The following is a 23,369-nucleotide window of genomic DNA, read 5'->3' as shown; positions in this document are numbered from 1 at the left end:
TTAGCGAATCCGGCCTGACGGATTTTGCCGGGGGTATCTACTGTTGCTGCATGAATGATTTCTGCATGGAGTAACAAGATGGCAATTGCGATTGGCCTCGACTTTGGTAGTGACTCAGTCCGCGCCCTGGCGGTGGAATGCGCGTCCGGCGCAGAGCTGGCGGCAAGCGTGGAGTGGTATCCGCGCTGGCGGGAAGGACAGTATTGCGATGGGGCTAACAACCGGTTCCGCCACCACCCGCGAGATTATATCGAGTCCATGGAAGCGGCGCTGAAAAGCGTGCTCGCTTCGCTGAGCGCCGAACAGCGCGCCGACGTCGTGGGCATTGGCGTCGACAGCACCGGCTCAACCCCGGCTCCCGTAGATGCCGAGGGCAAGGTGCTGGCGCTGCGCGAAGAATTCGCTGACAACCCTAACGCCATGTTTGTCCTGTGGAAGGATCACACGGCGGTCGAGGAAGCCGAGGCGATCACCCGCCTGTGCCACCAGCCGGGTAAAGAGGATTACTCGCGCTATATCGGCGGTATCTACTCCAGCGAATGGTTCTGGGCCAAAATCCTTCACGTCACCCGCGAAGATAGCGCCGTCGCCCAGGCAGCCGCCTCGTGGGTAGAACTTTGCGACTGGGTGCCTGCCCTGCTCTCCGGCACCACGCGCCCGCAGGATCTGCGCCGCGGCCGCTGCAGCGCCGGACATAAATCGCTGTGGCACGAAAGCTGGGGCGGTCTGCCGCCGGCCAGCTTCTTCGATGAGCTTGATCCCATCATTAACCAGCATCTGGCCTGGCCGCTGTTCACCGATACCTGGACGGCCGATGTGCCGGTCGGCACGCTGAGCGCAGAGTGGGCCGAGCGTCTGGGTCTGTCGCAGACTGTGGCCATCTCCGGCGGCGCCTTCGATTGCCATATGGGCGCCGTTGGCGCCGGGGCACAGCCTAACGCGCTGGTGAAAGTCATCGGCACCTCCACCTGCGACATCCTGATTGCCGATAAAGAGAGCGTCGGCGAGCGCACGGTAAAAGGCATCTGCGGGCAGGTCGACGGCAGCGTGGTTCCGCACTTTATCGGCATGGAGGCAGGCCAGTCCGCCTTCGGCGATATTTACGCCTGGTTTGGCCGCATTCTCGGCTGGCCGCTGGAACAGCTGGCTCAACAGCAACCGGCGTTGCGCGAGCAAATCAAAGCCAGCCAAAAACAGTTACTGCCGGCGCTCACCGAAGCCTGGGCCAGTAATCCCTCGCTCGATCACCTGCCGGTGGTGCTCGACTGGTTCAACGGCCGCCGCACGCCGAATGCCAACCAGCGTCTGAAAGGGGTGATCACCGACCTTAATCTGGCGACCGACGCCCCTGCGCTGTTCGGTGGCCTGATCGCCGCCACCGCCTTTGGCGCGCGCGCCATTATGGAGTGCTTCACCGAGCAGGGGATCCCGGTTAACAACGTGATGGCCCTCGGCGGTATCGCGCGGAAAAACCAGGTCATCATGCAGGCCTGCTGCGACGTGCTGAACCGCCCGCTGCAGATTGTCGCCTCCGATCAGTGCTGTGCGCTGGGGGCGGCTATCTTCGCCGCCGTCGCCGCCGGCGTCTACGACGATATTCCAGCCGCCCAGCAGCGAATGGCAAGCCAGGTGGAAACCACTCTGCAGCCGCGCCCGGCGCAGGCACAACGTTTCGAACAACTCTATCAGCGCTACCAGCAGTGGTCGGTCAGCGCTGAACAACACTATCTCCCTTCGGCTGCAAAGACGGAAAAAGCCCCGCAATCTCAGGCAGCGCTCACCCATTAAGGATACGAAAATGACGATTTTTGATAACTATGAAGTATGGTTCGTTATTGGCAGCCAACATCTGTACGGCCCGGAAGCCCTGCGCCAGGTGACGAAGCATGCCGAACATGTGGTGAACAGCCTGAATGCGGAAGCCAAACTGCCGTGCAAACTGGTCCTTAAGCCGCTGGGCACCACCCCGGACGAAATCACCCATATCTGCCGCGACGCCAACTACGATGACAAATGCGCCGGGTTAGTGGTCTGGTTGCATACCTTCTCGCCGGCAAAAATGTGGATCAACGGCCTGACCATCCTCAACAAGCCGCTGCTGCAGTTCCATACGCAATACAATGCCGCGCTGCCGTGGGACAGCATCGATATGGACTTTATGAACCTGAACCAGACCGCGCACGGCGGCCGCGAGTTCGGTTTCATCGGCGCCCGTATGCGCCAGCAACACAGCGTGGTCACCGGCCACTGGCAGGATAAAGAAGCCCACCAGCGCATCGGCGGCTGGATGCGCCAGGCGGTCTCCAAACAGGATACCCGCCATCTGAAAGTGTGCCGTTTCGGCGATAACATGCGCGAAGTGGCGGTGACCGACGGCGATAAAGTGGCGGCGCAGATCAAGTTTGGCTTCTCAGTGAACACCTGGGCGGTCGGCGATCTGGTGCAGGTGGTCAACAGCATCAGCGACGGCGATATCAGCGCGCTGGTCGATGAATATGAAAGCAGCTACCGTCTGACCCCGGCAGCGCAGGTTCACGGCGACAAGCGCCAGAACGTGCTGGACGCCGCGCGCATTGAGCTGGGGATGAAACGCTTCCTCGAGCAGGGTGGTTTCCACGCCTTTACCACCACCTTTGAAGATCTCCACGGCCTGAAACAGCTTCCTGGTCTCGCCGTACAGCGCCTGATGCAGCAGGGCTATGGCTTTGCCGGCGAAGGCGACTGGAAAACCGCCGCTCTGCTTCGCATCATGAAGGTGATGTCAACCGGTCTGCAGGGCGGCACCTCCTTTATGGAGGATTACACCTATCACTTCGACAACGGCAACGATCTGGTGCTCGGCTCGCATATGCTGGAAGTGTGCCCGACGATCGCTACCGCCGAGAAACCGATCCTCGACGTCCAGCCGCTGGGTATCGGCGGCAAAGCGGATCCGGCACGCCTGATCTTCAATACCCAGACCGGCCCGGCGATTGTCGCCAGCCTGATCGATCTGGGAGATCGCTTCCGTCTGCTGGTCAACACCATTGAAACCGTCCCGACGCCGCACGATCTGCCGAAGCTGCCGGTGGCCAACGCCCTGTGGAAAGCGCAGCCGGATCTGCGTACCGCTTCGGAAGCCTGGATCATCGCCGGTGGCGCGCACCATACCGTCTTCAGCCATGCGCTGAACCTCGACGATATGCGCCAGTTCGCCGAGCTGCACAATATCGAGCTGACGGTCATCGACAACGATACCCGTCTGCCGTCCTTCAAGGACGCGCTGCGCTGGAATGAAGTGTATTACGGTTCAAAACGCTAAGAGGCCGTCCCCTCACCCTTTCCCTCTCCCCGTTGGGGAGAGGATACCGACAGGGCGTCATGCCGCCTTTCTTCCTCTCCCGTTGGGAGAGGGCCGGGGTGAGGGATACCCGACTCGCCTGCTATTCGGAGCACATTATGTTAGAAGATCTTAAACGCCAGGTTCTGGAAGCCAACTTAGCGCTGCCGCAGCATAATCTGGTGACCTTAACCTGGGGCAACGTCAGCGCCGTCGACCGCGACCAGGGCGTTCTGGTTATCAAACCCTCCGGCGTGGATTACCGCGTGATGACCGCCGACGATATGGTGGTGGTCAGTCTGGAGACTGGCGAGGTGGTGGAAGGCAATAAGAAGCCCTCGTCGGATACCCCAACTCATCGCCTGCTGTATCAGGCCTTCCCGACGCTGGGTGGTATTGTGCATACCCATTCACGCCACGCCACCATCTGGGCGCAGGCCGGGCAATCCATTCCAGCGACCGGTACCACCCACGCTGACTATTTCTATGGCCCGGTCCCCTGCACCCGGTTGATGACCGATGCGGAGATCAACGGCGAATATGAGTGGGAAACCGGCAACGTAATTGTCGAAACTTTCCGTCAGCAGGGAATCGACCCGGCGCAGATGCCCGGCGTGCTGGTGCATTCCCACGGCCCGTTTGCGTGGGGTAAGAATGCCGAAGACGCAGTGCATAACGCCATCGTGCTGGAAGAGATCGCCTATATGGGCATCTTCTGCCGCCAGCTGGCGCCGCAGCTGCCGGATATGCAACAAACGCTGCTCGATAAGCACTATCTGCGTAAGCACGGGGCTAAAGCCTACTACGGCCAATAATCACCCTGCTCGCCACCGTCTGGTAGACCGGATAAGGCGCAAGCCGCAATCCGGGGCCACCTTAGCACCGAATAACTGTATAAAACCCCAGCACCTATTGAGAAACCAGGCTATAATCAGGCCTGGTTTTTTATCGGCGAGAATACCCGTGACCCAGCCACGAGCAGGTTTTTTACTCACCCGTCACTGGCGGGACACCCCGCAGGGCACCGAGCTCTCCTTCTGGCTGGCCACCGACGACGGCCCGCTGCAAGTCACACTCCCGCCGCAGGAGTCCGTTGCCTTTATCCCCGAAGCGCAGCGGGCGCAGGCTGAACGGCTGTTGCAGGGGGAGAAAGGCTTCCGCTTCGCGCCGCTGGCCCTGAAAGATTTCCACCGGCAACCGGTTGTCGGCCTCTACTGCCGCGCCCATCGTCAATTGATGCGTCTGGAGAAGATGCTCCGCGACAGCGGCGTCACCGTCTACGAGGGCGATATCCGCCCGCCGGAGCGCTACCTGATGGAGCGCTTTATTACCGCCCCGGTGTGGGTGGAAGGCGAAATGCGCGGCTCGCAGCTGGTCAACGCGCGCATGAAACCGAACCCTGACTATCGCCCGCCGCTGAGATGGGTGTCGCTGGATATCGAAACCAGCCGCCACGGCGAGCTGTACTGCATCGGGCTGGAAGGCTGCGGCCAGCGGGTGGTCTACATGCTGGGCCCCGAACCGGAAACGCCGCCAGACGTCGACTTCGAGCTGGTCTACATCGCCAGCCGCCCCCTGCTGCTGGAAAAGCTCAACGCCTGGTTTGCCGAACACGACCCCGACGTGCTGATCGGCTGGAACGTGGTGCAGTTCGATCTCCGCGTCCTGCAAAAGCACGCCGAGCGCTACCGCATCCCCCTGCGTCTTGGCCGCGGCAACAGTGAGCTGGAGTGGCGCGAGCACGGTTTTAAGAACGGCGTCTTTTTCACCCAGGCCTGCGGGCGGCTGATTATCGACGGCATCGACGCGCTAAAATCGGCGTTCTGGAATTTCTCCTCCTTTTCACTCGAGGCCGTGGCTCGCGAGCTGCTGGGCGAAGGCAAAGCCATCGACAATCCGTGGGATCGCATGGACGAAATCGATCGCCGTTTTCATGAAGATAAACCAGCGCTGGCAACCTATAACCTCCAGGATTGCGAGCTGGTCACGCGGATCTTCCACAAAACCGAGATTATGCCGTTTTTGCTCGAACGGGCGACGGTTAACGGCCTGCCCGCCGATCGCCACGGCGGTTCGGTCGCCGCCTTCAGCCATCTCTATTTCCCGCGTATGCACCGCCTGGGCTACGTGGCGCCGAATCTTGGCGACGTACCGCCGCAGGCCAGCCCCGGCGGCTACGTGATGGACTCTCGCCCTGGCCTGTATGACTCGGTACTGGTGCTGGACTATAAAAGCCTGTATCCGTCGATTATTCGCACTTTTTTAATCGATCCGGTCGGCCTGGTGGAAGGCCTGGCGCAACCCGATGACCAGCACAGTACCGAGGGCTTTCTCGGCGCCCGCTTCTCGCGCGACAAGCACTGCCTGCCGGGGATCGTCGGGCAGATCTGGCACGGCCGCGATGAAGCCAAACGCCAGCATAATAAGCCGCTCTCTCAGGCGCTGAAGATCATCATGAACGCCTTCTACGGCGTGCTGGGCACCAGCGCCTGCCGCTTCTTCGACCCGCGTCTCGCCTCGTCGATTACCATGCGCGGCCACGCGATCATGCGCCAGACCAAAGCGTTAATTGAAGCCAAAGGCTATGACGTTATCTACGGCGATACCGACTCCACCTTCGTCTGGCTGAAACGCCCGCACAGCGAAGCGCAGGCCGCAGAAATCGGCCGAGAGCTGGTCAGAGACGTCAATGCCTGGTGGGCGCAGGAGCTTGGCAAAAGCCAGCTGACCAGTACCCTGGAGCTGGAGTATGAAACCCACTTCTGCCGCTTTTTAATGCCGACGATCCGCGGCGCCGATACTGGCAGCAAGAAGCGCTATGCCGGGATGATTCAGGAGGGCGATGCCCAGCGCATGGTGTTTAAGGGGCTGGAGACGGTGCGTACCGACTGGACGCCGCTGGCCCAGCAGTTCCAACAGGAGTTATATCTGCGCATCTTCCGCAACCAGCCGTATCAGGACTATGTGCGGGAGACTATCGCCAGGCTGATGAACGGCGAGTTCGACGAACAGCTGATTTACCGCAAGCGCCTGCGCCGACCGCTGGCCGAGTATCAACGCAACGTACCGCCGCACGTACGCGCGGCCAGGCTTGCCGATGAGCACAACCTGAAGCGGGGACGTGCGCAGCAGTATCAGCAGCGCGGCACCATTAAATACGTCTGGACCACCAGCGGCCCGGAGCCGGTGGATTACCAGCTGTCGCCGCTCGATTATGATCACTATTTAACAAAGCAGTTGCAGCCAGTGGCGGAAGGGATCCTGCCCTTCGTCAACGATGACTTTGCTACAATAGTGACAGGGCAGCTGGGACTATTTTGATTTTTTCTCACCCCTTCCACAGGCACAAAAGCCGAAAAATGAAGGGTGCGGAGGAGGTGACGAACGTTCCTCCATCCAGTAATATAGCGCCCTTTCCATTCCTGGCCCCAATTTTGACGCATCTCCGATTATTCATGGAGATGATCAACTATTGCCTGCAATTAAAGAACAAAGAGCCGAACACATATGCCTTTTACACTTGGTCAACGCTGGATTAGCGACACAGAGAGCGAACTAGGATTAGGAACGGTGGTAGCGCTGGATGCGCGCATGGTCACTCTCCTTTTCCCCGCCATCGGCGAAAACCGTCTGTATTCTCGCAACGATTCCCCGATCACCCGCGTGATGTTTAACCCGGGAGACACCATCACCAGCCACGAAGGCTGGCAGCTCCACGTTGACGAAGTGAATGAAGAGAACGGGCTGCTGTCCTACACCGGTACCCGGCTGGACACCGAGGAAGCTAACGTGACTCTGCGTGAAGTGCTACTCGACAGCAAACTGGTGTTCAGCAAGCCGCAGGACCGCTTGTTTGCCGGTCAAATTGACCGTATGGACCGCTTTGCCCTGCGCTACCGCGCGCGTAAGTTCCAGAGCGAACAGTACCGCATGCCGTGGAGCGGCCTGCGCGGCCAGCGCACCAGCCTGATCCCGCATCAGCTGAATATCGCCCACGATGTGGGCCGTCGTCACGCGCCGCGCGTCCTGCTGGCTGATGAAGTGGGCTTAGGTAAAACCATTGAAGCCGGGATGATCCTGCATCAGCAGCTGCTCTCCGGCGCCGCCGAGCGCGTGCTGATCGTGGTCCCGGAAACCCTCCAGCACCAGTGGCTGGTGGAAATGCTGCGCCGCTTCAACCTGCGCTTCTCGCTGTTCGACGACGAGCGCTATGCCGAAGCGCAGCACGATGCCTACAACCCGTTTGAAACCGAACAGCTGGTGATCTGCTCTTTAGACTTCGTGCGCCGCAGTAAGCAGCGTCTGGAGCACCTGTGCGACGCCGAGTGGGACCTGATGGTGGTCGATGAAGCGCACCATCTGGTGTGGAGCGAAGAGGCGCCGAGCCGTGAATATCAGGCGATCGAACAGCTGGCCGAACGCGTGCCGGGCATTCTGCTGCTGACCGCGACGCCGGAACAGCTGGGTATGGAGAGCCACTTTGCGCGTCTGCGTCTGCTGGATCCAAACCGCTTCCACGATTTCGAGCAGTTTGTTGAAGAACAGCAAAACTACCGCCCGGTCGCCGACGCCGTCGCCCTGCTGCTGGCAGGCAACACGCTGAGCGATAATGAACTCAATACCCTTGGCGATCTGATCGGCGAGCAGGATATCGAGCCACTGCTGCAGGCTGCTAACAGCGATCGCGAAGACGCTCAGGCGGCGCGCCAGGAGCTGGTCTCCATGCTGATGGACCGCCACGGCACCAGCCGCGTGCTGTTCCGTAACACCCGTAACGGCGTCAAAGGCTTCCCGAAACGCGAGCTGCACACCATTCGTCTGCCGCTGCCGACCCAGTACCAGACGGCCATCAAAGTCTCCGGTATTATGGGCGCCCGCAAAACCGCGGAAGAGCGCGCGCGCGACATGCTCTATCCGGAGCAGATCTATCAGGAATTTGAAGGCGATACCGGTACCTGGTGGAACTTCGACCCGCGTGTCGAGTGGCTGATGGGCTACCTGACCAGCCATCGCTCGCAGAAGGTACTGGTGATTTGCGCCAAAGCCGCCACCGCGCTACAGCTGGAGCAGGTGCTGCGCGAGCGCGAAGGCATCCGCGCCGCGGTGTTCCATGAAGGGATGTCGATTATCGAACGCGACCGCGCCGCGGCGTGGTTTGCCGAAGAAGACACCGGCGCCCAGGTGCTGCTGTGCTCCGAAATCGGCTCCGAAGGACGTAACTTCCAGTTCGCCAGCAACCTGGTGATGTTCGATCTGCCGTTTAACCCGGATCTGCTTGAGCAGCGTATCGGCCGTCTCGACCGTATCGGCCAGGCACACGATATCCAGATCCACGTTCCATACCTGGAAAAGACCGCGCAGTCGGTGCTGGTGCGCTGGTATCACGAAGGCCTCGATGCCTTCGAACATACCTGCCCGACCGGTCGGACCGTCTACGACAGCGTCCATGATGAACTGATCAACTACCTTGCAGCACCGGAATCCACCGACGGCTTTGACGATCTGATCAAATCCTGCCGCCAGCAGCATGACGCCCTGAAGGCGCAGCTGGAGCAGGGCCGTGACCGCCTGCTGGAGATCCATTCTAACGGTGGCGAGAAGGCCCAGGCCCTGGCGGAGAGCATCGAAGAGCAGGATGACGACACCAGCCTGATCGCCTTCTCGATGAACCTGTTCGATATCGTCGGCATCAACCAGGATGACCGCGGTGAAAACCTGATCGTCCTGACCCCTTCCGACCATATGCTGGTCCCGGACTTCCCGGGCCTGCCGGAAGACGGTTGCACCATCACCTTCGAGCGTGACGTGGCGCTGTCGCGTGAAGATGCGCAGTTTATCACCTGGGAACACCCGCTGATCCGCAACGGTCTGGATCTGATCCTTTCCGGCGATACCGGCAGCAGCACCATTTCCCTGCTGAAGAATAAGGCGCTGCCGGTCGGCACCCTGCTGCTGGAGCTGATCTACGTGGTCGAAGCGCAGGCGCCGAAACAGCTGCAGCTTAACCGCTTCCTGCCAGCGACGCCGGTCCGCATGTTGCTGGATAAAAACGGCAACAACCTCGCCGGCCAGGTGGAGTTTGAAAGCTTCAACCGCCAGCTGAGCGCGGTTAACCGCCACACCGGCAGCAAACTGGTCAACGCGGTGCAGCAGGACGTTCACGCGATTCTGCAGCAGGGCGAAGCGCAGATCGCCAAAGCGGCGCAGACGCTGATCGACGCGGCGCGTCGCGAAGCCGATGATAAACTGACAGCGGAACTGTCGCGCCTGGAAGCGCTGAAGGCGGTGAACCCGAACATCCGTGACGACGAACTGGCGGCGATCGAAAGCAACCGTCAGCAGGTGCTGGAGGCGCTGGGACAGGCCGGGTGGCGTCTGGACGCCCTGCGTCTGATCGTCGTCACCCACCAGTAACGGAACGCGAAATGGCGATGGAAAACTACAATCCGCCGCAGGATCCCTGGCTGGTGATCCTGTATCAGGATGAGCACATCATGGTGGTCAACAAGCCAAGCGGCTTGTTGTCCGTACCCGGTCGTCTTGATGAGCATAAAGACAGCGTGATGACGCGCATTCAGCGCGACTTCCCGCAGGCCGAATCGGTGCATCGCCTTGATATGGCCACCAGCGGTGTGATTGTGGTGGCACTGAATAAGGCCGCGGAGCGTGAACTGAAACGTCAGTTCCGCGAGCGCGAGCCGAAAAAGCAGTACGTCGCCCGCGTCTGGGGACATCCGCAGCCGGCGGAAGGTCTGGTGGATTTACCGCTGATTTGCGACTGGCCGAACCGGCCAAAGCAGAAGGTGTGCTATGAAACCGGCAAAGCGGCGCAAACCGAATATGAGGTGCTGGAGTACGCAGAGGATAATACCGCCCGCGTGCGCCTGAAGCCGATTACCGGACGTTCGCACCAGCTGCGCGTGCATATGCTGGCGCTGGGGCATCCGATTCTCGGCGACCGCTTTTACGCCACGCCGGAGGCGCTGGCGATGGCCCCGCGTCTGCTGCTGCACGCCGAGACGCTCACCATCACCCACCCTGCCTACGGCAACGCGATGACCTTTCGCGCGCCGGTCGACTTTTAGGACGTCCCCGGTGCCGCCTTGCCGCCGGGGAATACTGACCCGTTAGTCGCGGGCAAACCACGCATCAATCATCTGCTCAACGCGCGCCACGACGAGATCGGTGTCGTGTCGACGGCTGCGCGCGCAGGCGTGCGCAGGCTCATCACACAGCAGACAGCGGCGCTGCGACTCACCCAGCGACTGACGACCTACCTGCCCGTTCTGTGGACAGATCACATCGATATCCCACAGGCGTCCCAGCGGATGGCTCTGCTCCAGCGTACTGCACATCGCTTTGATTTCGCTGGCCGGGTGCGCCACGCACCACAGCGCTTCGGGCCCGGTCGGCAACCACAGCACCTGACGATCCAGCGCTTGCCAGCGGTGCTTCCACAGCAGTTGGTCGCAGGCCTGGAGGGCAACGCCCATCATGTTGCGATAGCGAATGCTGTCTTTCACCGCCCCCGGGGTCACCAGGGTCAGGGAAATAACAGGCTGCTGATAATGGGCCAGCCAGTCAGCCTGGCGGGCTGCACGCTGCTCTTTCGCCGCCAGCAATGCATCGATGCTGACGCCCGCCTGGGCGGGAGTATCCACTGACATTAATTCCTCTCCTACATATGATAAATGCGACAGCGCCTGGGCTGTCATGATGATGGATGCGATAGCCGATCGCGCGCTGATTGTAACGCTAAATGAGGAGCATTTAGGATACAGAACGCAGATATTTTCTGCGTTCTGTAGCGGAAAATGGCAGATTTATCGCTTAGCGCAGCGTTTAATCACGCCAGATAGTGGCTGAGGAACAGCAGTCCCAGCGAGACATTTATCGCCCCGCCGATCCGGGTAGCGATCTGCGCGAACGGCATCAGGCTCATGCGGTTACCGGCGGTCAGGATCGCCACATCGCCGGTGCCGCCCTGCCCGCTCTGGCAACAGGAGACAATCGCCACATCGATCGGGTGCATCCCTATTTTTTTACCCACAAAGAACCCCGTCGCCACCAGCGCCGAGACGGTACTGACGATCACCAGCAGGTTGGTCAGCGTGAAGGCGTTTACCAGCTCCTGCCACGGGGTGATCGCTACGCCGACGGCAAAGAGGATCGGGTAAGTCACCGCGGTGCGGAAGAATTTATACACCATCTGCGATCCCTCCTGCAGGCGCGGCGACACCACGTTAGCCAGCTTTAACAGCACCGCGAGGAACAGCATGCCCACCGGCGCCGGCAGGCCAATCAGCTTGTGGCCAAGCATCCCCATCATATACAGCAGCACCGCCAGCAACGCGCCGGAGGCCAGGGTCCCGACGTCGGTTTTGCCGCTCACGCCTTCGCTCTCGCCGAGGCTACGGGTTTCATTACTGCGGTTCGGCATGAGTTGTCCTTCACCGGTGAGATGCGGGGAACGCTTGCCGAGCTGGTTGAGGCAGCCGGAGATAACGATCGCCGTCAGACTGCCGAGCATCACCATCGGCAATATCCGGCCCAGTGCCACGCCCTGCTCCATATGCATCAGCGCGGCGTAACCCATCGACAACGGGATCGCCCCTTCCCCCACGCCACCGGCCATGATCGGCAGCACGATAAAGAAGAACACCTGGAACGGCTCCATGCCCAGCAGCGTGCCGACGCCGATGCCCACCAGCATGCCAACCACTTCGCCGCACAGCATCGGGAAGAAGATCTTCAGAAAGCCCTGAATCAGCGTGGTACGGTTCATACTCATGATGCTGCCGACGATGATGCAGCAGATGTAGAGATAGAGGATGTTGGTGGATTTATAGAATTTAGTCGTGGATTCCACGACCACGTCCGGCAGCAGACCGTAGTGGACCAGCGCGGAAGGGATAAAAGTGGCGCAGATCGCCGCCGCGCCGAGTTTCCCCAGCACCGGCAGGCGCTTACCAAACTCGCCGCAGGCGAAGCCAAAGAAAGCCAGGGTGGCCACCATCACCACGATATCGCTCGGCAGTTTACCGCCAAGGCAGTCGAGGGCAATCAGCCCCCCGGCCAGCAAAAACAGCGGCAGCGGGACGATCCCTACCTTCCAGTTATCCATGATGTGCCACCAGCGCTGCTTCAGCGTGGTTTTCGGCGTATTGATCGGTTCAAGGGTTGCAGAGAATGCATTGTCTGTGGTGCTCATAAATTCAGCCCTGTCGTTATTATTCATTTTCAGCGTAAAGGGACAGCGGCGTCGTTAATGTGAAGCTCCCCAGATTAAAAAAGAAGTTTTAATGGTCACTATGGTTTTTATGGTTTCTATTCGCGGAACCGCGCAGGGGTGATATATCTCTGATTTATTGTCGTGGTTTTTATGGTGTTTATTCTCTCTGACGCGTTATTTCCGTCGAGCCCCCCGCCGACAGTCAGCGCCTGCGCAGGCGATCACAACTTTTCCTTAACATTTACGTCACGTGACAGAAAAATGATAGAGTGCCGGTATGGTGAATACGCTGTCCGGGACCTATGAAAGTATCTTTTCAATATAAGCTGTTTATTTCGCTGGTCGCCTTTTTCTCGGTCCTCTTTATTGCGCTGGGCATTTATTATTATTTTGATGCCAGCCGCCAGCTGTATCAGGAAATGAGTGGCCGGGCCAAAATTCAGGCCGAAGAGATAGCCCTGATGCCTAATTTACGCCAGCAGGTCAGCCAGCACGACCCGCAGGCGATTCGGGCGTTTATGCAGCAAATCGCCGCCCATAGCGATGCCAGTTTTATCGTCATCGGCGACCGCCAGGGCGTGCATCTGTTTCACTCCGTCCATCCGGAGTGGGTTGGCACGCGGCTGGTCGGCGGCGACAACCAGGCGGTACTGGAGGGGCACACCATCACCACCATTCGCAAAGGCGGCCTGGGCGTCTCGCTGCGCAGCAAAACGCCCATCGTCGATGACGAGGGGCGGGTGATCGGTATTGTCTCCGTTGGCTACCTCACCAGCTATCTCGACAGCATCACGCTGACCAAAGTGATCAATATTTTTATAGCCGCCGTCCTGCTGCTCATCGCCCTGTTTATCTTCTCCTGGTATTTTACCCGCAGTATCAAGAAGCAGATTTTTTCGCTCGAGCCGCGAGAGATAGGCCTGTTGGTACGTCAGCAAAAGGCAATGATGGAGTCTATCTTTGAAGGGGTGATTGTCATCGATCACCAGCGGCGCATTGAGGTGATTAACCATGCCGCCCGCAGCCTGCTGGAGCTCAGCCAGCCTGCCCGCCAGCTGCGCGGCCAGTCGATCGACAGCGTCATTTCGCCGCAGCCGTTTTTCGCCAGCGACGACATGCTCGAGCGTGACACCCATGACGAACTGTGCCGCTTCAACCAGCTGACCGTGCTCGCCAGCCGGGTGCGCATTATGCTGGAGAATACGCTGCAGGGCTGGGTGATCACCTTCCGCGACCGCAACGAAATCAATGCCCTCACCGCCCAGCTCAGCCAGGTGAAGCGCTATGTCGACAACCTGCGCATCATGCGCCACGAGCAGCTCAACCGGATGACCACCCTCTCCGGCCTGCTGCATATGGGCCACTATGACGAAGCGATCCGCTATATTCAGGCCCAGTCGGAGCATGCCCAGGAGCTGCTGGATTTCATCTCCTCGCACTTCCACTCGCCGACGTTGTGCGGCCTGCTGTTGGGCAAGGCCACCCGTGCTCGCGAAAAAGGGGTTGAGCTGAGCTTCGACCCGGCCTGCCGTATCGATCGTCCGCTGCCGTCGTTGAAGGAATCCGAACTGATCTCCATTATCGGCAATCTGCTGGATAACGCCATCGAAGCCACGCAGCGCGCCGAGCTTCCGCACGAGCCCGTGGAAGTACTGATTCAGCTCAACGCCCGGGAGCTGATCATCGAAGTGGCCGACCGCGGCGTCGGCATCCGTCCTGATATTCGCGACCGCATTTTTGAGCGTGGCGTGACCACCAAAACCCGTGGCGATCACGGCATTGGTCTGTATCTTATTGAACATTATGTCACTCAGGCGGGCGGCACCATCGAAGTCGCTGACAACGCGCCGCGGGGAGCCATCTTTACCCTGTTTATCCCGGCCGATGCGCCCGCCTGTCCGCAAACGGAGGCCCACGATGCATCATGACCTGGTCGATGTGCTGATCATTGAAGATGAGAGCGAGCTGGCGCGCCTGCACGCCGAGCTTGTGCAAAAACACCCGCGACTGCGGCTGGCAGGCATGGCGGCCTCCCTCGCTCAGGCGCGGCAACTGCTCCACGCCAGTCCGCCGCAGCTGGTGCTGCTGGATAATTATTTACCGGACGGCAAAGGCGTCACGCTGATGACTGACCCGGTGCTGGCGACCACCCATTGCTCGGTGATCTTTATTACCGCCGCCAGCGATATGGAAACCTGCAGCCTGGCAATCCGTAACGGCGCCTTCGACTATATCCTCAAGCCCGTTTCGTGGAAGCGGCTGAGCCAGTCGCTTGAGCGCTTTATCCAGTTTTACGATCAGCAGCGGGAATGGAAAATCGTCGATCAGCAGAACGTCGATTCGCTCTATCAACTGCAGGCAAAGAACTATCGCGTGGATAATGGCAGTAAGGGCATTGAAGAGAAGACGCTGGCGCTGGTACAGGGGCTGTTTAGCGGTCGGGAAGCGCACTGTTTTTCCGTCGATGAGGTGGTCAGCGCCGCCGGGCTCAGCAAAACCACCGCCCGGCGCTATCTGGAACACGGCGTTGAGACCGGCTTTCTGGAAGTGGAGATGCTGTACGGAAAAATCGGCCATCCGCGGCGGCTGTACCGACGCGCGCAGCCTAAAAGCTAAAGCCCCTCGCCGGACGGGAGGGGCAGGAAAACTCAGAAGCCGCGCTGCTCTTTGATCAGCTCCCAGGCCTTCTGGATCTCCTGGGCTTTCTGTTTGGCCATCTCCATCATTTCCGGCGGCAGCCCTTTTGCCACCAGCTTGTCCGGGTGATGTTCGTTCATCAGCTTACGATAGGCGCGCTTCACCGTCGCCGCGTCATCGGTCGGTTTCACCCCCAGCACATTGCAGGCATCTTCGAGGGTTGGCCCGCGCTGCGCCTGCTGCCAGCCGGCATTACCGCCGTGCTGACCATACGATTGCTGCTGCGCACCGCCGCCAAACTGGGCGCCGCCCTGCATCATCCGCAGGAATTGATCGAACTGGGCGCGGGAGATGCCAAGCTCGTCAGCGATGACGAACAGCACTTCACGTTCGTTGGGGTGCAATTCGCCATCAGCAAACGCGGCCTGCAGCTGAATTTCCAGAAACATCCGAATCAGATCGAAGCGGCCAAAGCAAACGCTACGTAGCTGACGCATCTTCTCGCGCAGCGGATAGTTGTCGGCTTTACCGTCGCGAAACGCCTGCTGTGCCGCCGTACGCGATGCGCCGTGCAGGTTCATGCGATCCATCAGCACATTGGCGACATGAATATCAGCTTCGGTGACGCGGCCCTTGGATTTGGTCAGATGCCCCATCACTTCAAAAGTGGTGGAAAAGAAGAGCGACTGGCGTTCCTGTTGATTAGCGAAGAGATTCAACCGGCGGCTGCGCGCCCGGTCAAACATATGTCCCACCAGGAAGCCAAGCACGACGCCCCAAAACCCACCGCCCATCAGCAAAGCCACCGCCACGCCAATCACTTTACCCAAATACTGCATAGACTCCCCAACTGTTTATCGCCGTTAAGCTCGAATATGACCGCACGTTACCCGGCACTCGCGCCTCGGTCAATTGTGGGACATAGCCTATAATTTGCTTTATCATACTCGTCATTCAACAGGGTGCCTAACGCTCGGGCTCGAAACGGGCAGGATTAACACTAGCGTGATAAAGTTGAGTAAGTTAGGCTCTGACCGTTTGCAAGCCGCTGCCACAAGATGATGGAACAATAAATACAACGTATGAAAAAACGTATTCCCAGCCTCCTGGCTACGATGATTGCCAGCGCCTTGTATAGCCAACAAGGCCTCGCTGCCGATCTCGCAACGCAATGTATGCTTGGCGTGCCAAGCTTTGATCGTCCACTCGTGGAAGGGAGACCTGGCGAGTTGCCGGTGACGATTAATGCCGATCATGCGAAGGGCAACTACCCTGATAATGCCGTCTTCACCGGTAACGTCGACATTAATCAAGGGAACAGCCGCCTCCGTGCCGACGAAGTTCAGCTGCATCAGCAGCAGGCAGCAGGCCAGGCGCAACCGGTGCGAACGGTGGATGCGCTGGGCAACGTCCATTACGACGATAACCAGGTGATCCTCAAAGGGCCTAAAGCCTGGTCAAACCTGAACACCAAAGACACCAACGTCTGGCAGGGCGATTATCAAATGGTCGGACGCCAGGGGCGTGGCACCGCCGATCTGATGAAACAGCGCGGCGAAAACCGCTATACCATTCTGGAAAACGGCAGCTTTACCTCCTGTTTGCCGGGCTCAGACACCTGGAGCGTCGTGGGCAGCGAAGTCATCCACGACCGTGAAGAGCAGGTTGCCGAGATCTGGAACGCCCGCTTTAAGCTGGGCTCGGTACCGATTTTCTACAGCCCTTACCTGCAGTTGCCAGTGGGCGATAAACGTCGTTCCGGTTTCCTGATCCCGAACGCTAAATACAGTACCAAAAACGGTGTGGAATTCTCCCTGCCGTACTACTGGAACATTGCGCCGAACTTCGATGCCACCATCACCCCGCACTATATGAACAAACGCGGCGGCGTGATGTGGGAAAACGAATTCCGCTATCTGACCCAGCTCGGCAGCGGCTTAACCGAATTCGACTACCTGCCGTCGGATAAAGTCTACGAAGACGACCACTCCAAAGACAGCAACAGCCGCCGCTGGCTGTTCTACTGGAACCACTCCGGGGTTATCGATCAGGTGTGGCGTCTGAACGCTGACTACACCAAGGTGAGCGATCCAGACTATTTCAGCGATTTCAGCTCGAAATATGGTTCCAGTACCGATGGCTATGCGACGCAGAAATTCAGCGCCGGTTACGTCAACCAGAACTTTGACGCGACGGTATCGACCAAGCAGTTCCAGGTCTTTAACCGGGAATCGAGCAACTCCTACTCGGCTGAGCCGCAGCTGGACATCAACTACTACCAGAACGATGTCGGTCCGTTCGATACCCATCTGTACAGCCAGGTCGCTCACTTTGTTAACTCGAATAACAACATGCCGGAAGCGACCCGTGTTCACTTCGAACCGACGATCAACCTGCCGCTGTCCAACGGCTGGGGTAGTCTGAATACTGAAGCCAAGCTGCTAGCGACCCACTACCAGCAGAGCAACCTCGATGATTACAACGCCGCCAACGGTACCAACTACAAAGAGTCCGTCAGCCGTGTAATGCCGCAGTTTAAAGTCGACGGTAAAATGGTCTTTGAGCGCGACCTGCAAGAGGGATTCACTCAGACGCTGGAACCGCGCATGCAGTATCTGTACGTGCCGTACCGCGATCAGAGTGAAATCGGCAGCTACGACTCCACGCTACTGCAGTCAGACTACAGCGGCCTGTTCCGCGACCGTACCTACAGCGGTCTGGACCGCATCGCGTCAGCCAACCAGGTCACCACCGGCATCACCTCTCGCGTGTATGATGCCGCCGCCGTGGAACGTTTTAATATTTCCGTTGGTCAAATCTATTATTTCACCGAGTCACGCACCGGTGATGACAACATCAACTGGGAAAATAATGACACCACGGGTTCACTGGTATGGGCTGGCGACACCTTCTGGCGCATTGCCGATGACTGGGGCTTACGCGGGGGGATCCAGTACGACACCCGTCTGGATAACGTCGCCACCGGTAACGGCACCATTGAATACCGTCGTGATGAAAACCGCTTAGTCCAGCTTAACTATCGTTACGCCAGCCCGGAATATATTCAGGCTACACTGCCGTCATATTCCACAGCGGCACAATATAAACAGGGTATTTCGCAAGTGGGGATGACCGCCAGCTGGCCGATCGTCGATCGCTGGTCCGTGGTCGGGGCATACTACTTCGATACCAATACCCGTAAAGCAGCAAACCAGATGTTGGGTGTTCAGTATAACTCCTGCTGCTACGCCATCCGTCTTGGCTACGAACGTAAAGTCAACGGTTGGGATAGCAACAACAACGGCGGCGAGAGCAAATACGACAACACCTTCGGAATCAATATTGAATTGCGCGGTCTGAGCTCTAACTACGGCCTCGGCACCCAGCAGATGCTGCGTTCGAACATTTTACCGTACCAGAGCTCCCTGTGATGCGGCTGGTTTACAACATCGTCCGCATTTGCGGTTAATTGAAATGGAAAAAGTATGAAGAACTGGAAAACGCTGCTTCTCGGTATCGCCATGATCGCGAATACCAGTTTCGCTGCCCCTCAGGTGGTCGATAAAGTAGCGGCCGTCGTCAATAATGGCGTCGTGCTGGAAAGCGACGTCGATGGTTTGATGCAATCAGTTAAGCTCAATGCGGGTCAGGCTGGTCAACAGCTGCCGGATGACGCGACCCTGCGCCATCAAATCCTCGAAAGACTGATCATGGACCAGATCGTATTGCAGTTGGGGCAGAAGATGGGCGTGAAGGTCTCTGACGACCAGCTCGATCAGGCCATCGCCAACATCGCTAAACAAAACAACATGACCATGGATCAGATGCGCAGCCGTCTGGCCTATGAAGGCATCAACTACAACACCTACCGTAGCCAGATCCGCAAAGAGATGCTGATTTCGGAAGTGCGTAACAATGAAGTGCGTCGTCGTATCACCGTGCTGCCGCAGGAAGTCGAAGCGCTGGCAAAACAGATTGGCGACCAGAACGATGCCAGCACCGAGCTTAACCTGAGCCACATCCTGATCCCGCTGGCGGAAAACCCGACCGCGGATGAGGTTGCCGCAGCCCAGGAGCAAGCGAATTCCATCGTTGAGCAAGCGCGTAACGGCGCCAACTTCGGTAAACTGGCCATCACCTACTCCGCTGACCAACAGGCGCTGAAGGGAGGCCAGATGGGCTGGGGTCGTATCCAGGAGCTGCCAGGTATTTTCGCCCAGGCGTTAAGCACCGCCAAAAAAGGGGATATCGTCGGCCCGATTCGCTCTGGCGTCGGCTTCCACATTCTGAAAGTCAACGACCTGCGCGGCGGTACCCAGAACATCTCCGTCACCGAAGTCCATGCCCGTCATATTCTGCTTAAGCCGTCGCCGATCATGAACGATGCCCAGGCCCAGGCCAAGCTGGAACAGATCGCGGCTGACATTAAGAGCGGGAAAACCACCTTCGCCAAAGCGGCGAAAGCGTTCTCTGAAGATCCGGGCTCGGCGAACCAGGGCGGTGATTTAGGTTGGGCGACACCGGATATCTTCGATCCGGCATTCCGCGATGCGCTGATGCGTCTGAACAAAGGGCAGACCAGCGGACCGGTGCACTCTTCCTTCGGCTGGCATCTGATCGAACTGCTGGATAGCCGTCAGGTCGACAGAACCGATGCCGCGCAGAAAGATCGTGCATACCGCATGCTGATGAACCGCAAATTCTCTGAAGAAGCGGCAACCTGGATGCAGGAACAGCGCGCCAGTGCGTATGTTAAAATTCTGAGCAACTAATATCGATGCCTGAAATCCGTAAAGTTGTCATCACTCCCGGCGAACCCGCCGGGATTGGCCCTGACCTGGTCGTGCAGCTTGCCCAGCGCGACTGGCCAGTTGAGCTGGTGATCTGCGCCGACGGCGCCCTGTTAACTGACCGAGCCCAGCGGCTCGGTCTTCCTTTATCTCTCCGCCCATACGATCCTGCGCAACCGTCCGTTCCGCAACGCGCTGGTACGCTAACGCTGCTTAACGTACCGCTGAACGTTCCGGCGGAACCCGGCGTGCTGAGCGTGCAAAACGGCGCCTATGTCGTGGAAACGCTGGCGCGCGCTTGCGACGGCTGCCTTAGCGGCGAATTTGCGGCGTTAGTGACCGGCCCGGTGCACAAAGGCAACATCAACGACGCCGGCATCGCCTTCACCGGTCATACCGAGTTCTTCGAAGAGCGCGCGAAGGCCAGCAAAGTGGTGATGATGCTGGCGACCGAGGAGCTGCGGGTGGCGCTGGTGACGACCCATCTGCCGTTGAAAGCCATCAGCGAAGCGATAACGCCCGAGCTGCTGCGCGAGATCATCACCATTCTCGATCACGATCTGCGCACGAAATTTGGCATTGCCCAGCCGCATGTGCTGGTTTGCGGGCTTAACCCGCACGCTGGCGAAGGCGGCCATATGGGCACGGAAGAGATAGATACCATCATTCCGGTGCTGGAAGAGATGCGCGCGAAGGGGATGAACCTCAGCGGTCCGCTGCCGGCAGATACCCTCTTTCAGCCCAAATACCTTGACCATGCCGATGCGGTACTCGCGATGTACCACGATCAAGGCCTGCCCGTGCTAAAATACCAGGGCTTTGGCCGTGGCGTGAACATTACGCTCGGTTTACCTTTTATTCGTACCTCCGTCGACCACGGCACCGCACTGGAATTAGCGGGTCAGGGAAAAGCGGACGTCGGCAGTTTTATCACGGCGCTTAATCTCGCCATCAAAATGATTGTTAATACCCAATGAATAATCGAGTCCATCAGGGCCATTTAGCCCGTAAACGCTTCGGGCAGAACTTCCTCAACGATCAGTTTGTGATCGACAGCATCGTCTCGGCGATTAATCCCCAGAAAGGCCAGGCGATGGTTGAAATCGGCCCAGGTCTCGCCGCGCTGACCGAGCCGGTCGGCGAACGTCTTGACCAGCTGACCGTTATCGAACTGGACCGCGATCTGGCAGCTCGCCTGCAGACGCACCCGTTCCTCGGACCGAAGCTGACCATCTATCAGCAGGATGCGATGACCATGAACTTCGCCGAACTGGCGGAGAAAATGGGCCAGCCGCTGCGCGTCTTCGGTAACCTGCCGTACAATATCTCGACGCCGCTAATGTTCCATCTGTTCAGCTATACTGATGCCATTGCCGATATGCACTTTATGCTGCAGAAGGAAGTGGTCAATCGTCTGGTTGCCGGGCCGAACAGTAAGGCGTATGGTCGGTTAAGCGTGATGGCGCAATATTATTGCCAGGTGATCCCGGTACTCGAAGTGCCGCCGAGCGCGTTTACCCCGCCGCCTAAGGTCGACTCCGCGGTGGTTCGCCTGGTGCCGCACCGCACCATGCCGTATCCGGTAAAAGAGATCCGGGTACTGAGCCGCATCACCACCGAAGCCTTCAACCAGCGCCGTAAGACCATCCGCAATAGTCTCGGCAATCTGTTTAGCGTTGAAGTGCTGACCGAGCTGGGCATCGACCCGGCAGTGCGTGCGGAAAATATTTCTGTAGAGCAGTACTGTAAGATGGCCAACTGGTTATCCAACAATCTGCCTTCGAAGGAGAGCTAACCATGATTAATTCGCCTCGTGTTTGCGTTCAGGTGCAAAGCGTCTATATCGAATCGCAGTCTTCTCCGGAAGAAGAGCGTTACGTCTTCGCTTATACGGTCACCATTCGCAATCTGGGGCGGAGTCAGGTTCAGCTGCTTGGCCGCTACTGGCTCATCACTAACGGCCACGGTCGTGAGACTGAAGTGCAGGGTGAAGGGGTGGTCGGCGAGCAACCGCATATTCCCGCTGGCGGTGAATATCAATATACCAGCGGCGCGGTCATCGAAACGCCGCTGGGAACCATGCAGGGTCATTATGAGATGATCGATATCGACGGCGCGCCGTTCCGTATCGAGATCCCTGTGTTCCGTCTCGCAGTTCCAACGCTCATTCATTAAAACAATGTCAACATACCTTATTGGCGACGTTCACGGTTGCTACGATGAACTGATCGCATTATTAGCGCAGGTTGAATTCGACCCGGGCAGCGATACGCTATGGCTGACCGGCGATCTGGTGGCCCGTGGCCCGGGGTCGCTGGAGGTCCTGCGCTATGTCAAATCTCTGGGCGACTGTGTGCGACTGGTGCTGGGCAACCATGACCTCCACCTGCTGGCCGTCTTCGCCGGTATCAGCCGTAACAAGCCGAAGGATCGTCTGAAATCCTTGCTGGAAGCCCCGGATGCCGATGAGTTGCTCAACTGGCTGCGTCGCCAGCCGCTGCTGCAGGTGGATGAAGAGAAAAAGCTGGTGATGGCCCACGCGGGCATCACGCCGCAGTGGGATCTGGAGACCGCCCAGCAGTGCGCGCGCGATGTAGAAGCGGTGCTCTCCAGCGACTCCTACCCTTTCTTCCTCGATGCCATGTATGGCGACATGCCGAATCACTGGAGCAACGAGCTGAGTGGTCTGGCGCGCCTGCGCTTTATCTCTAATGCCTTTACCCGCATGCGCTACTGCTTCCCGAACGGCCAGCTGGATATGTATTCGAAAGAGGCGCCCGAGGACGCCCCGGCGCCGCTGAAGCCGTGGTTTGCCATTCCTGGCCCGGTCAGCAATGCCTACAGCATTGCCTTTGGCCACTGGGCTTCACTGGAGGGACGCGGTACGCCAGAGGGGATTTACGCCCTGGATACGGGCTGCTGCTGGGGCGGTGAACTCACCTGCCTGCGCTGGGAAGATAAGCAGTACTTCACCCAGCCGTCGAACCGCCAGAAAAGCCTCGACGAAGGCGAAGCCGTCGCGTCCTGAGTCTTCCCGGATGGCGGCGCGTTGCGCCTTATCCGGGCTACATTTCCTTGCGATTTGTCGCCCCGGGCAGCGCTCCCGAAAGACGAAGCCCGCGACGGGAAACATAACGCAGTCCCGTAGGCCCGCGCAAGCGCAGCGCCGCCGGGCAACAACCGCGGGCGCGAAGCCACTTTTGTGTCGGGTGGCGGCTAACGCCTTACCCGACCTACATTTCCTTGCGATTTGTCACCCGGGCAGCGCTCCGAAAGACGAAGCCCGCGATCAGAAACATGACGCAGTCCCGTAGGCCCGCGCAAGCGCAGCGCCGCCGGGCAACAACAGCGGGCGCGAAGCCACTTTTGTGTCGGGTGGCGGCTAACGCCT

17 protein-coding genes are annotated in these 23,369 nt (G+C 58.8%); 14 read left to right on the top strand and 3 right to left on the bottom strand.

Annotation, left to right across the window (positions count from 1 at the left end):
* Nucleotides 1-78: 78 nt before the first annotated feature.
* The 6 genes from araB to rluA all read left to right on the top strand — a co-directional run bounded on the left by araB (nt 79) and on the right by rluA (nt 10,404).
* Complete coding sequence (araB, locus tag CWM53_RS17445; protein WP_074386879.1) at nt 79-1,788, top strand: ribulokinase; 1,710 nt, start codon at nt 79-81, stop codon at nt 1,786-1,788.
* 10 nt (nt 1,789-1,798) lie between these two features.
* On the top strand, nt 1,799-3,301 hold the full coding sequence (gene araA / locus CWM53_RS17440) for an L-arabinose isomerase (protein WP_074386880.1): 1,503 nt from the start codon (nt 1,799-1,801) through the stop codon (nt 3,299-3,301).
* 137 nt (nt 3,302-3,438) lie between these two features.
* Complete coding sequence (araD, locus tag CWM53_RS17435; RefSeq protein WP_012968949.1) at nt 3,439-4,134, top strand: L-ribulose-5-phosphate 4-epimerase; 696 nt, start codon at nt 3,439-3,441, stop codon at nt 4,132-4,134.
* Nucleotides 4,135-4,282: 148 nt separating this feature from the next.
* Nucleotides 4,283-6,640 carry a DNA polymerase II gene (gene polB / locus CWM53_RS17430; protein ID WP_100729990.1) on the top strand — a complete coding sequence of 786 codons (2,358 nt, stop codon included), beginning with the start codon at nt 4,283-4,285 and terminating at the stop codon, nt 6,638-6,640.
* 186 nt (nt 6,641-6,826) lie between these two features.
* Nucleotides 6,827-9,733 (top strand): RNA polymerase-associated protein RapA, encoded by a 2,907-nt coding sequence (rapA, locus tag CWM53_RS17420; RefSeq protein WP_061155787.1) that lies wholly within the window; start codon nt 6,827-6,829, stop codon nt 9,731-9,733.
* A gap of 11 nt (nt 9,734-9,744) precedes the next feature.
* Nucleotides 9,745-10,404 carry a bifunctional tRNA pseudouridine(32) synthase/23S rRNA pseudouridine(746) synthase RluA gene (rluA, locus tag CWM53_RS17415; protein ID WP_074386882.1) on the top strand — a complete coding sequence of 220 codons (660 nt, stop codon included), beginning with the start codon at nt 9,745-9,747 and terminating at the stop codon, nt 10,402-10,404.
* A gap of 42 nt (nt 10,405-10,446) precedes the next feature.
* Here the strand turns inward: rluA and citX are convergent, their stop codons facing one another.
* Together citX and CWM53_RS17400 are read right to left on the bottom strand one after the other, a co-directional pair.
* Entirely contained in the window at nt 10,447-10,986 is a 540-nt protein-coding gene (citX, locus tag CWM53_RS17410) for a citrate lyase holo-[acyl-carrier protein] synthase (protein WP_008807466.1), read from the bottom strand.
* A 179-nt stretch (nt 10,987-11,165) separates the two neighbouring features.
* Nucleotides 11,166-12,530: a 2-hydroxycarboxylate transporter family protein gene (locus CWM53_RS17400; RefSeq protein ID WP_008807467.1), complete on the bottom strand. Its 1,365-nt coding sequence runs from the start codon at nt 12,528-12,530 to the stop codon at nt 11,166-11,168.
* 323 nt (nt 12,531-12,853) lie between these two features.
* On the opposite strand from CWM53_RS17400, the gene CWM53_RS17395 reads away from it, so the two are divergent.
* Both CWM53_RS17395 and CWM53_RS17390 read left to right on the top strand, forming a co-directional pair.
* Entirely contained in the window at nt 12,854-14,479 is a 1,626-nt protein-coding gene (locus CWM53_RS17395; protein ID WP_061155789.1) for a sensor histidine kinase, read from the top strand.
* The gene (locus CWM53_RS17390; RefSeq protein WP_074386884.1) at nt 14,469-15,167 is read left to right on the top strand and encodes a response regulator; all 699 of its coding nucleotides are present in this window, start codon (nt 14,469-14,471) and stop codon (nt 15,165-15,167) included. Before CWM53_RS17395 ends, CWM53_RS17390 begins: the two co-directional genes overlap by 11 nt.
* A gap of 32 nt (nt 15,168-15,199) precedes the next feature.
* Here the strand turns inward: CWM53_RS17390 and djlA are convergent, their stop codons facing one another.
* Nucleotides 15,200-16,027, bottom strand: a complete 828-nt coding sequence (djlA, locus tag CWM53_RS17385) for a co-chaperone DjlA (protein ID WP_074386885.1) — start codon at nt 16,025-16,027, stop codon at nt 15,200-15,202.
* A gap of 243 nt (nt 16,028-16,270) precedes the next feature.
* Between djlA and lptD the strand changes: the two genes are divergently transcribed.
* Genes lptD through apaH form a run of 6 tightly spaced genes read left to right on the top strand, consistent with a single transcriptional unit; the run spans nt 16,271 to nt 23,006 of the window.
* Nucleotides 16,271-18,619 (top strand): LPS assembly protein LptD, encoded by a 2,349-nt coding sequence (gene lptD, locus CWM53_RS17380; RefSeq protein WP_074386886.1) that lies wholly within the window; start codon nt 16,271-16,273, stop codon nt 18,617-18,619.
* Between the two features lie 54 nt (nt 18,620-18,673).
* Complete coding sequence (gene surA / locus CWM53_RS17375) at nt 18,674-19,960, top strand: peptidylprolyl isomerase SurA (protein ID WP_061155793.1); 1,287 nt, start codon at nt 18,674-18,676, stop codon at nt 19,958-19,960.
* Between the two features lie 5 nt (nt 19,961-19,965).
* The gene (pdxA, locus tag CWM53_RS17370) at nt 19,966-20,955 is read left to right on the top strand and encodes a 4-hydroxythreonine-4-phosphate dehydrogenase PdxA (protein WP_100676351.1); all 990 of its coding nucleotides are present in this window, start codon (nt 19,966-19,968) and stop codon (nt 20,953-20,955) included.
* A complete protein-coding gene (gene rsmA / locus CWM53_RS17365) occupies nt 20,952-21,773 on the top strand; it encodes a 16S rRNA (adenine(1518)-N(6)/adenine(1519)-N(6))-dimethyltransferase RsmA (protein WP_074386887.1) in 822 nt (273 codons plus the stop codon). Before pdxA ends, rsmA begins: the two co-directional genes overlap by 4 nt.
* A 2-nt stretch (nt 21,774-21,775) precedes the next feature.
* Nucleotides 21,776-22,153, top strand: coding sequence for a Co2+/Mg2+ efflux protein ApaG (gene apaG, locus CWM53_RS17360; RefSeq protein WP_004204274.1), 378 nt, complete (start codon nt 21,776-21,778; stop codon nt 22,151-22,153).
* A 4-nt stretch (nt 22,154-22,157) separates the two neighbouring features.
* Nucleotides 22,158-23,006, top strand: coding sequence for a bis(5'-nucleosyl)-tetraphosphatase (symmetrical) ApaH (apaH, locus tag CWM53_RS17355; protein ID WP_074386888.1), 849 nt, complete (start codon nt 22,158-22,160; stop codon nt 23,004-23,006).
* Nucleotides 23,007-23,369: the final 363 nt, after the last annotated feature.

It is taken from the genome of Klebsiella sp. A-Nf5, assembly GCF_002810545.1.
Classification (GTDB): Bacteria; Pseudomonadota; Gammaproteobacteria; order Enterobacterales; family Enterobacteriaceae; genus Klebsiella; species Klebsiella variicola.
This window is presented reverse-complemented; position numbering and strand designations above follow the sequence as displayed.

Coding starts and splice junctions, on each gene's coding strand:
- araB (WP_074386879.1), top strand. CDS start 79: ATGGCAATTGCGATTGGCCTCGACTTTGGTAGTGACTCAGTCCGCGCC.
- araA (WP_074386880.1), top strand. CDS start 1,799: ATGACGATTTTTGATAACTATGAAGTATGGTTCGTTATTGGCAGCCAA.
- araD (WP_012968949.1), top strand. CDS start 3,439: ATGTTAGAAGATCTTAAACGCCAGGTTCTGGAAGCCAACTTAGCGCTG.
- rapA (WP_061155787.1), top strand. CDS start 6,827: ATGCCTTTTACACTTGGTCAACGCTGGATTAGCGACACAGAGAGCGAA.
- rluA (WP_074386882.1), top strand. CDS start 9,745: ATGGCGATGGAAAACTACAATCCGCCGCAGGATCCCTGGCTGGTGATC.
- citX (WP_008807466.1), bottom strand. CDS start 10,986: ATGTCAGTGGATACTCCCGCCCAGGCGGGCGTCAGCATCGATGCATTG.
- CWM53_RS17400 (WP_008807467.1), bottom strand. CDS start 12,530: ATGAGCACCACAGACAATGCATTCTCTGCAACCCTTGAACCGATCAAT.
- CWM53_RS17395 (WP_061155789.1), top strand. CDS start 12,854: ATGAAAGTATCTTTTCAATATAAGCTGTTTATTTCGCTGGTCGCCTTT.
- CWM53_RS17390 (WP_074386884.1), top strand. CDS start 14,469: ATGCATCATGACCTGGTCGATGTGCTGATCATTGAAGATGAGAGCGAG.
- djlA (WP_074386885.1), bottom strand. CDS start 16,027: ATGCAGTATTTGGGTAAAGTGATTGGCGTGGCGGTGGCTTTGCTGATG.
- lptD (WP_074386886.1), top strand. CDS start 16,271: ATGAAAAAACGTATTCCCAGCCTCCTGGCTACGATGATTGCCAGCGCC.
- surA (WP_061155793.1), top strand. CDS start 18,674: ATGAAGAACTGGAAAACGCTGCTTCTCGGTATCGCCATGATCGCGAAT.
- pdxA (WP_100676351.1), top strand. CDS start 19,966: ATGCCTGAAATCCGTAAAGTTGTCATCACTCCCGGCGAACCCGCCGGG.
- rsmA (WP_074386887.1), top strand. CDS start 20,952: ATGAATAATCGAGTCCATCAGGGCCATTTAGCCCGTAAACGCTTCGGG.
- apaG (WP_004204274.1), top strand. CDS start 21,776: ATGATTAATTCGCCTCGTGTTTGCGTTCAGGTGCAAAGCGTCTATATC.
- apaH (WP_074386888.1), top strand. CDS start 22,158: ATGTCAACATACCTTATTGGCGACGTTCACGGTTGCTACGATGAACTG.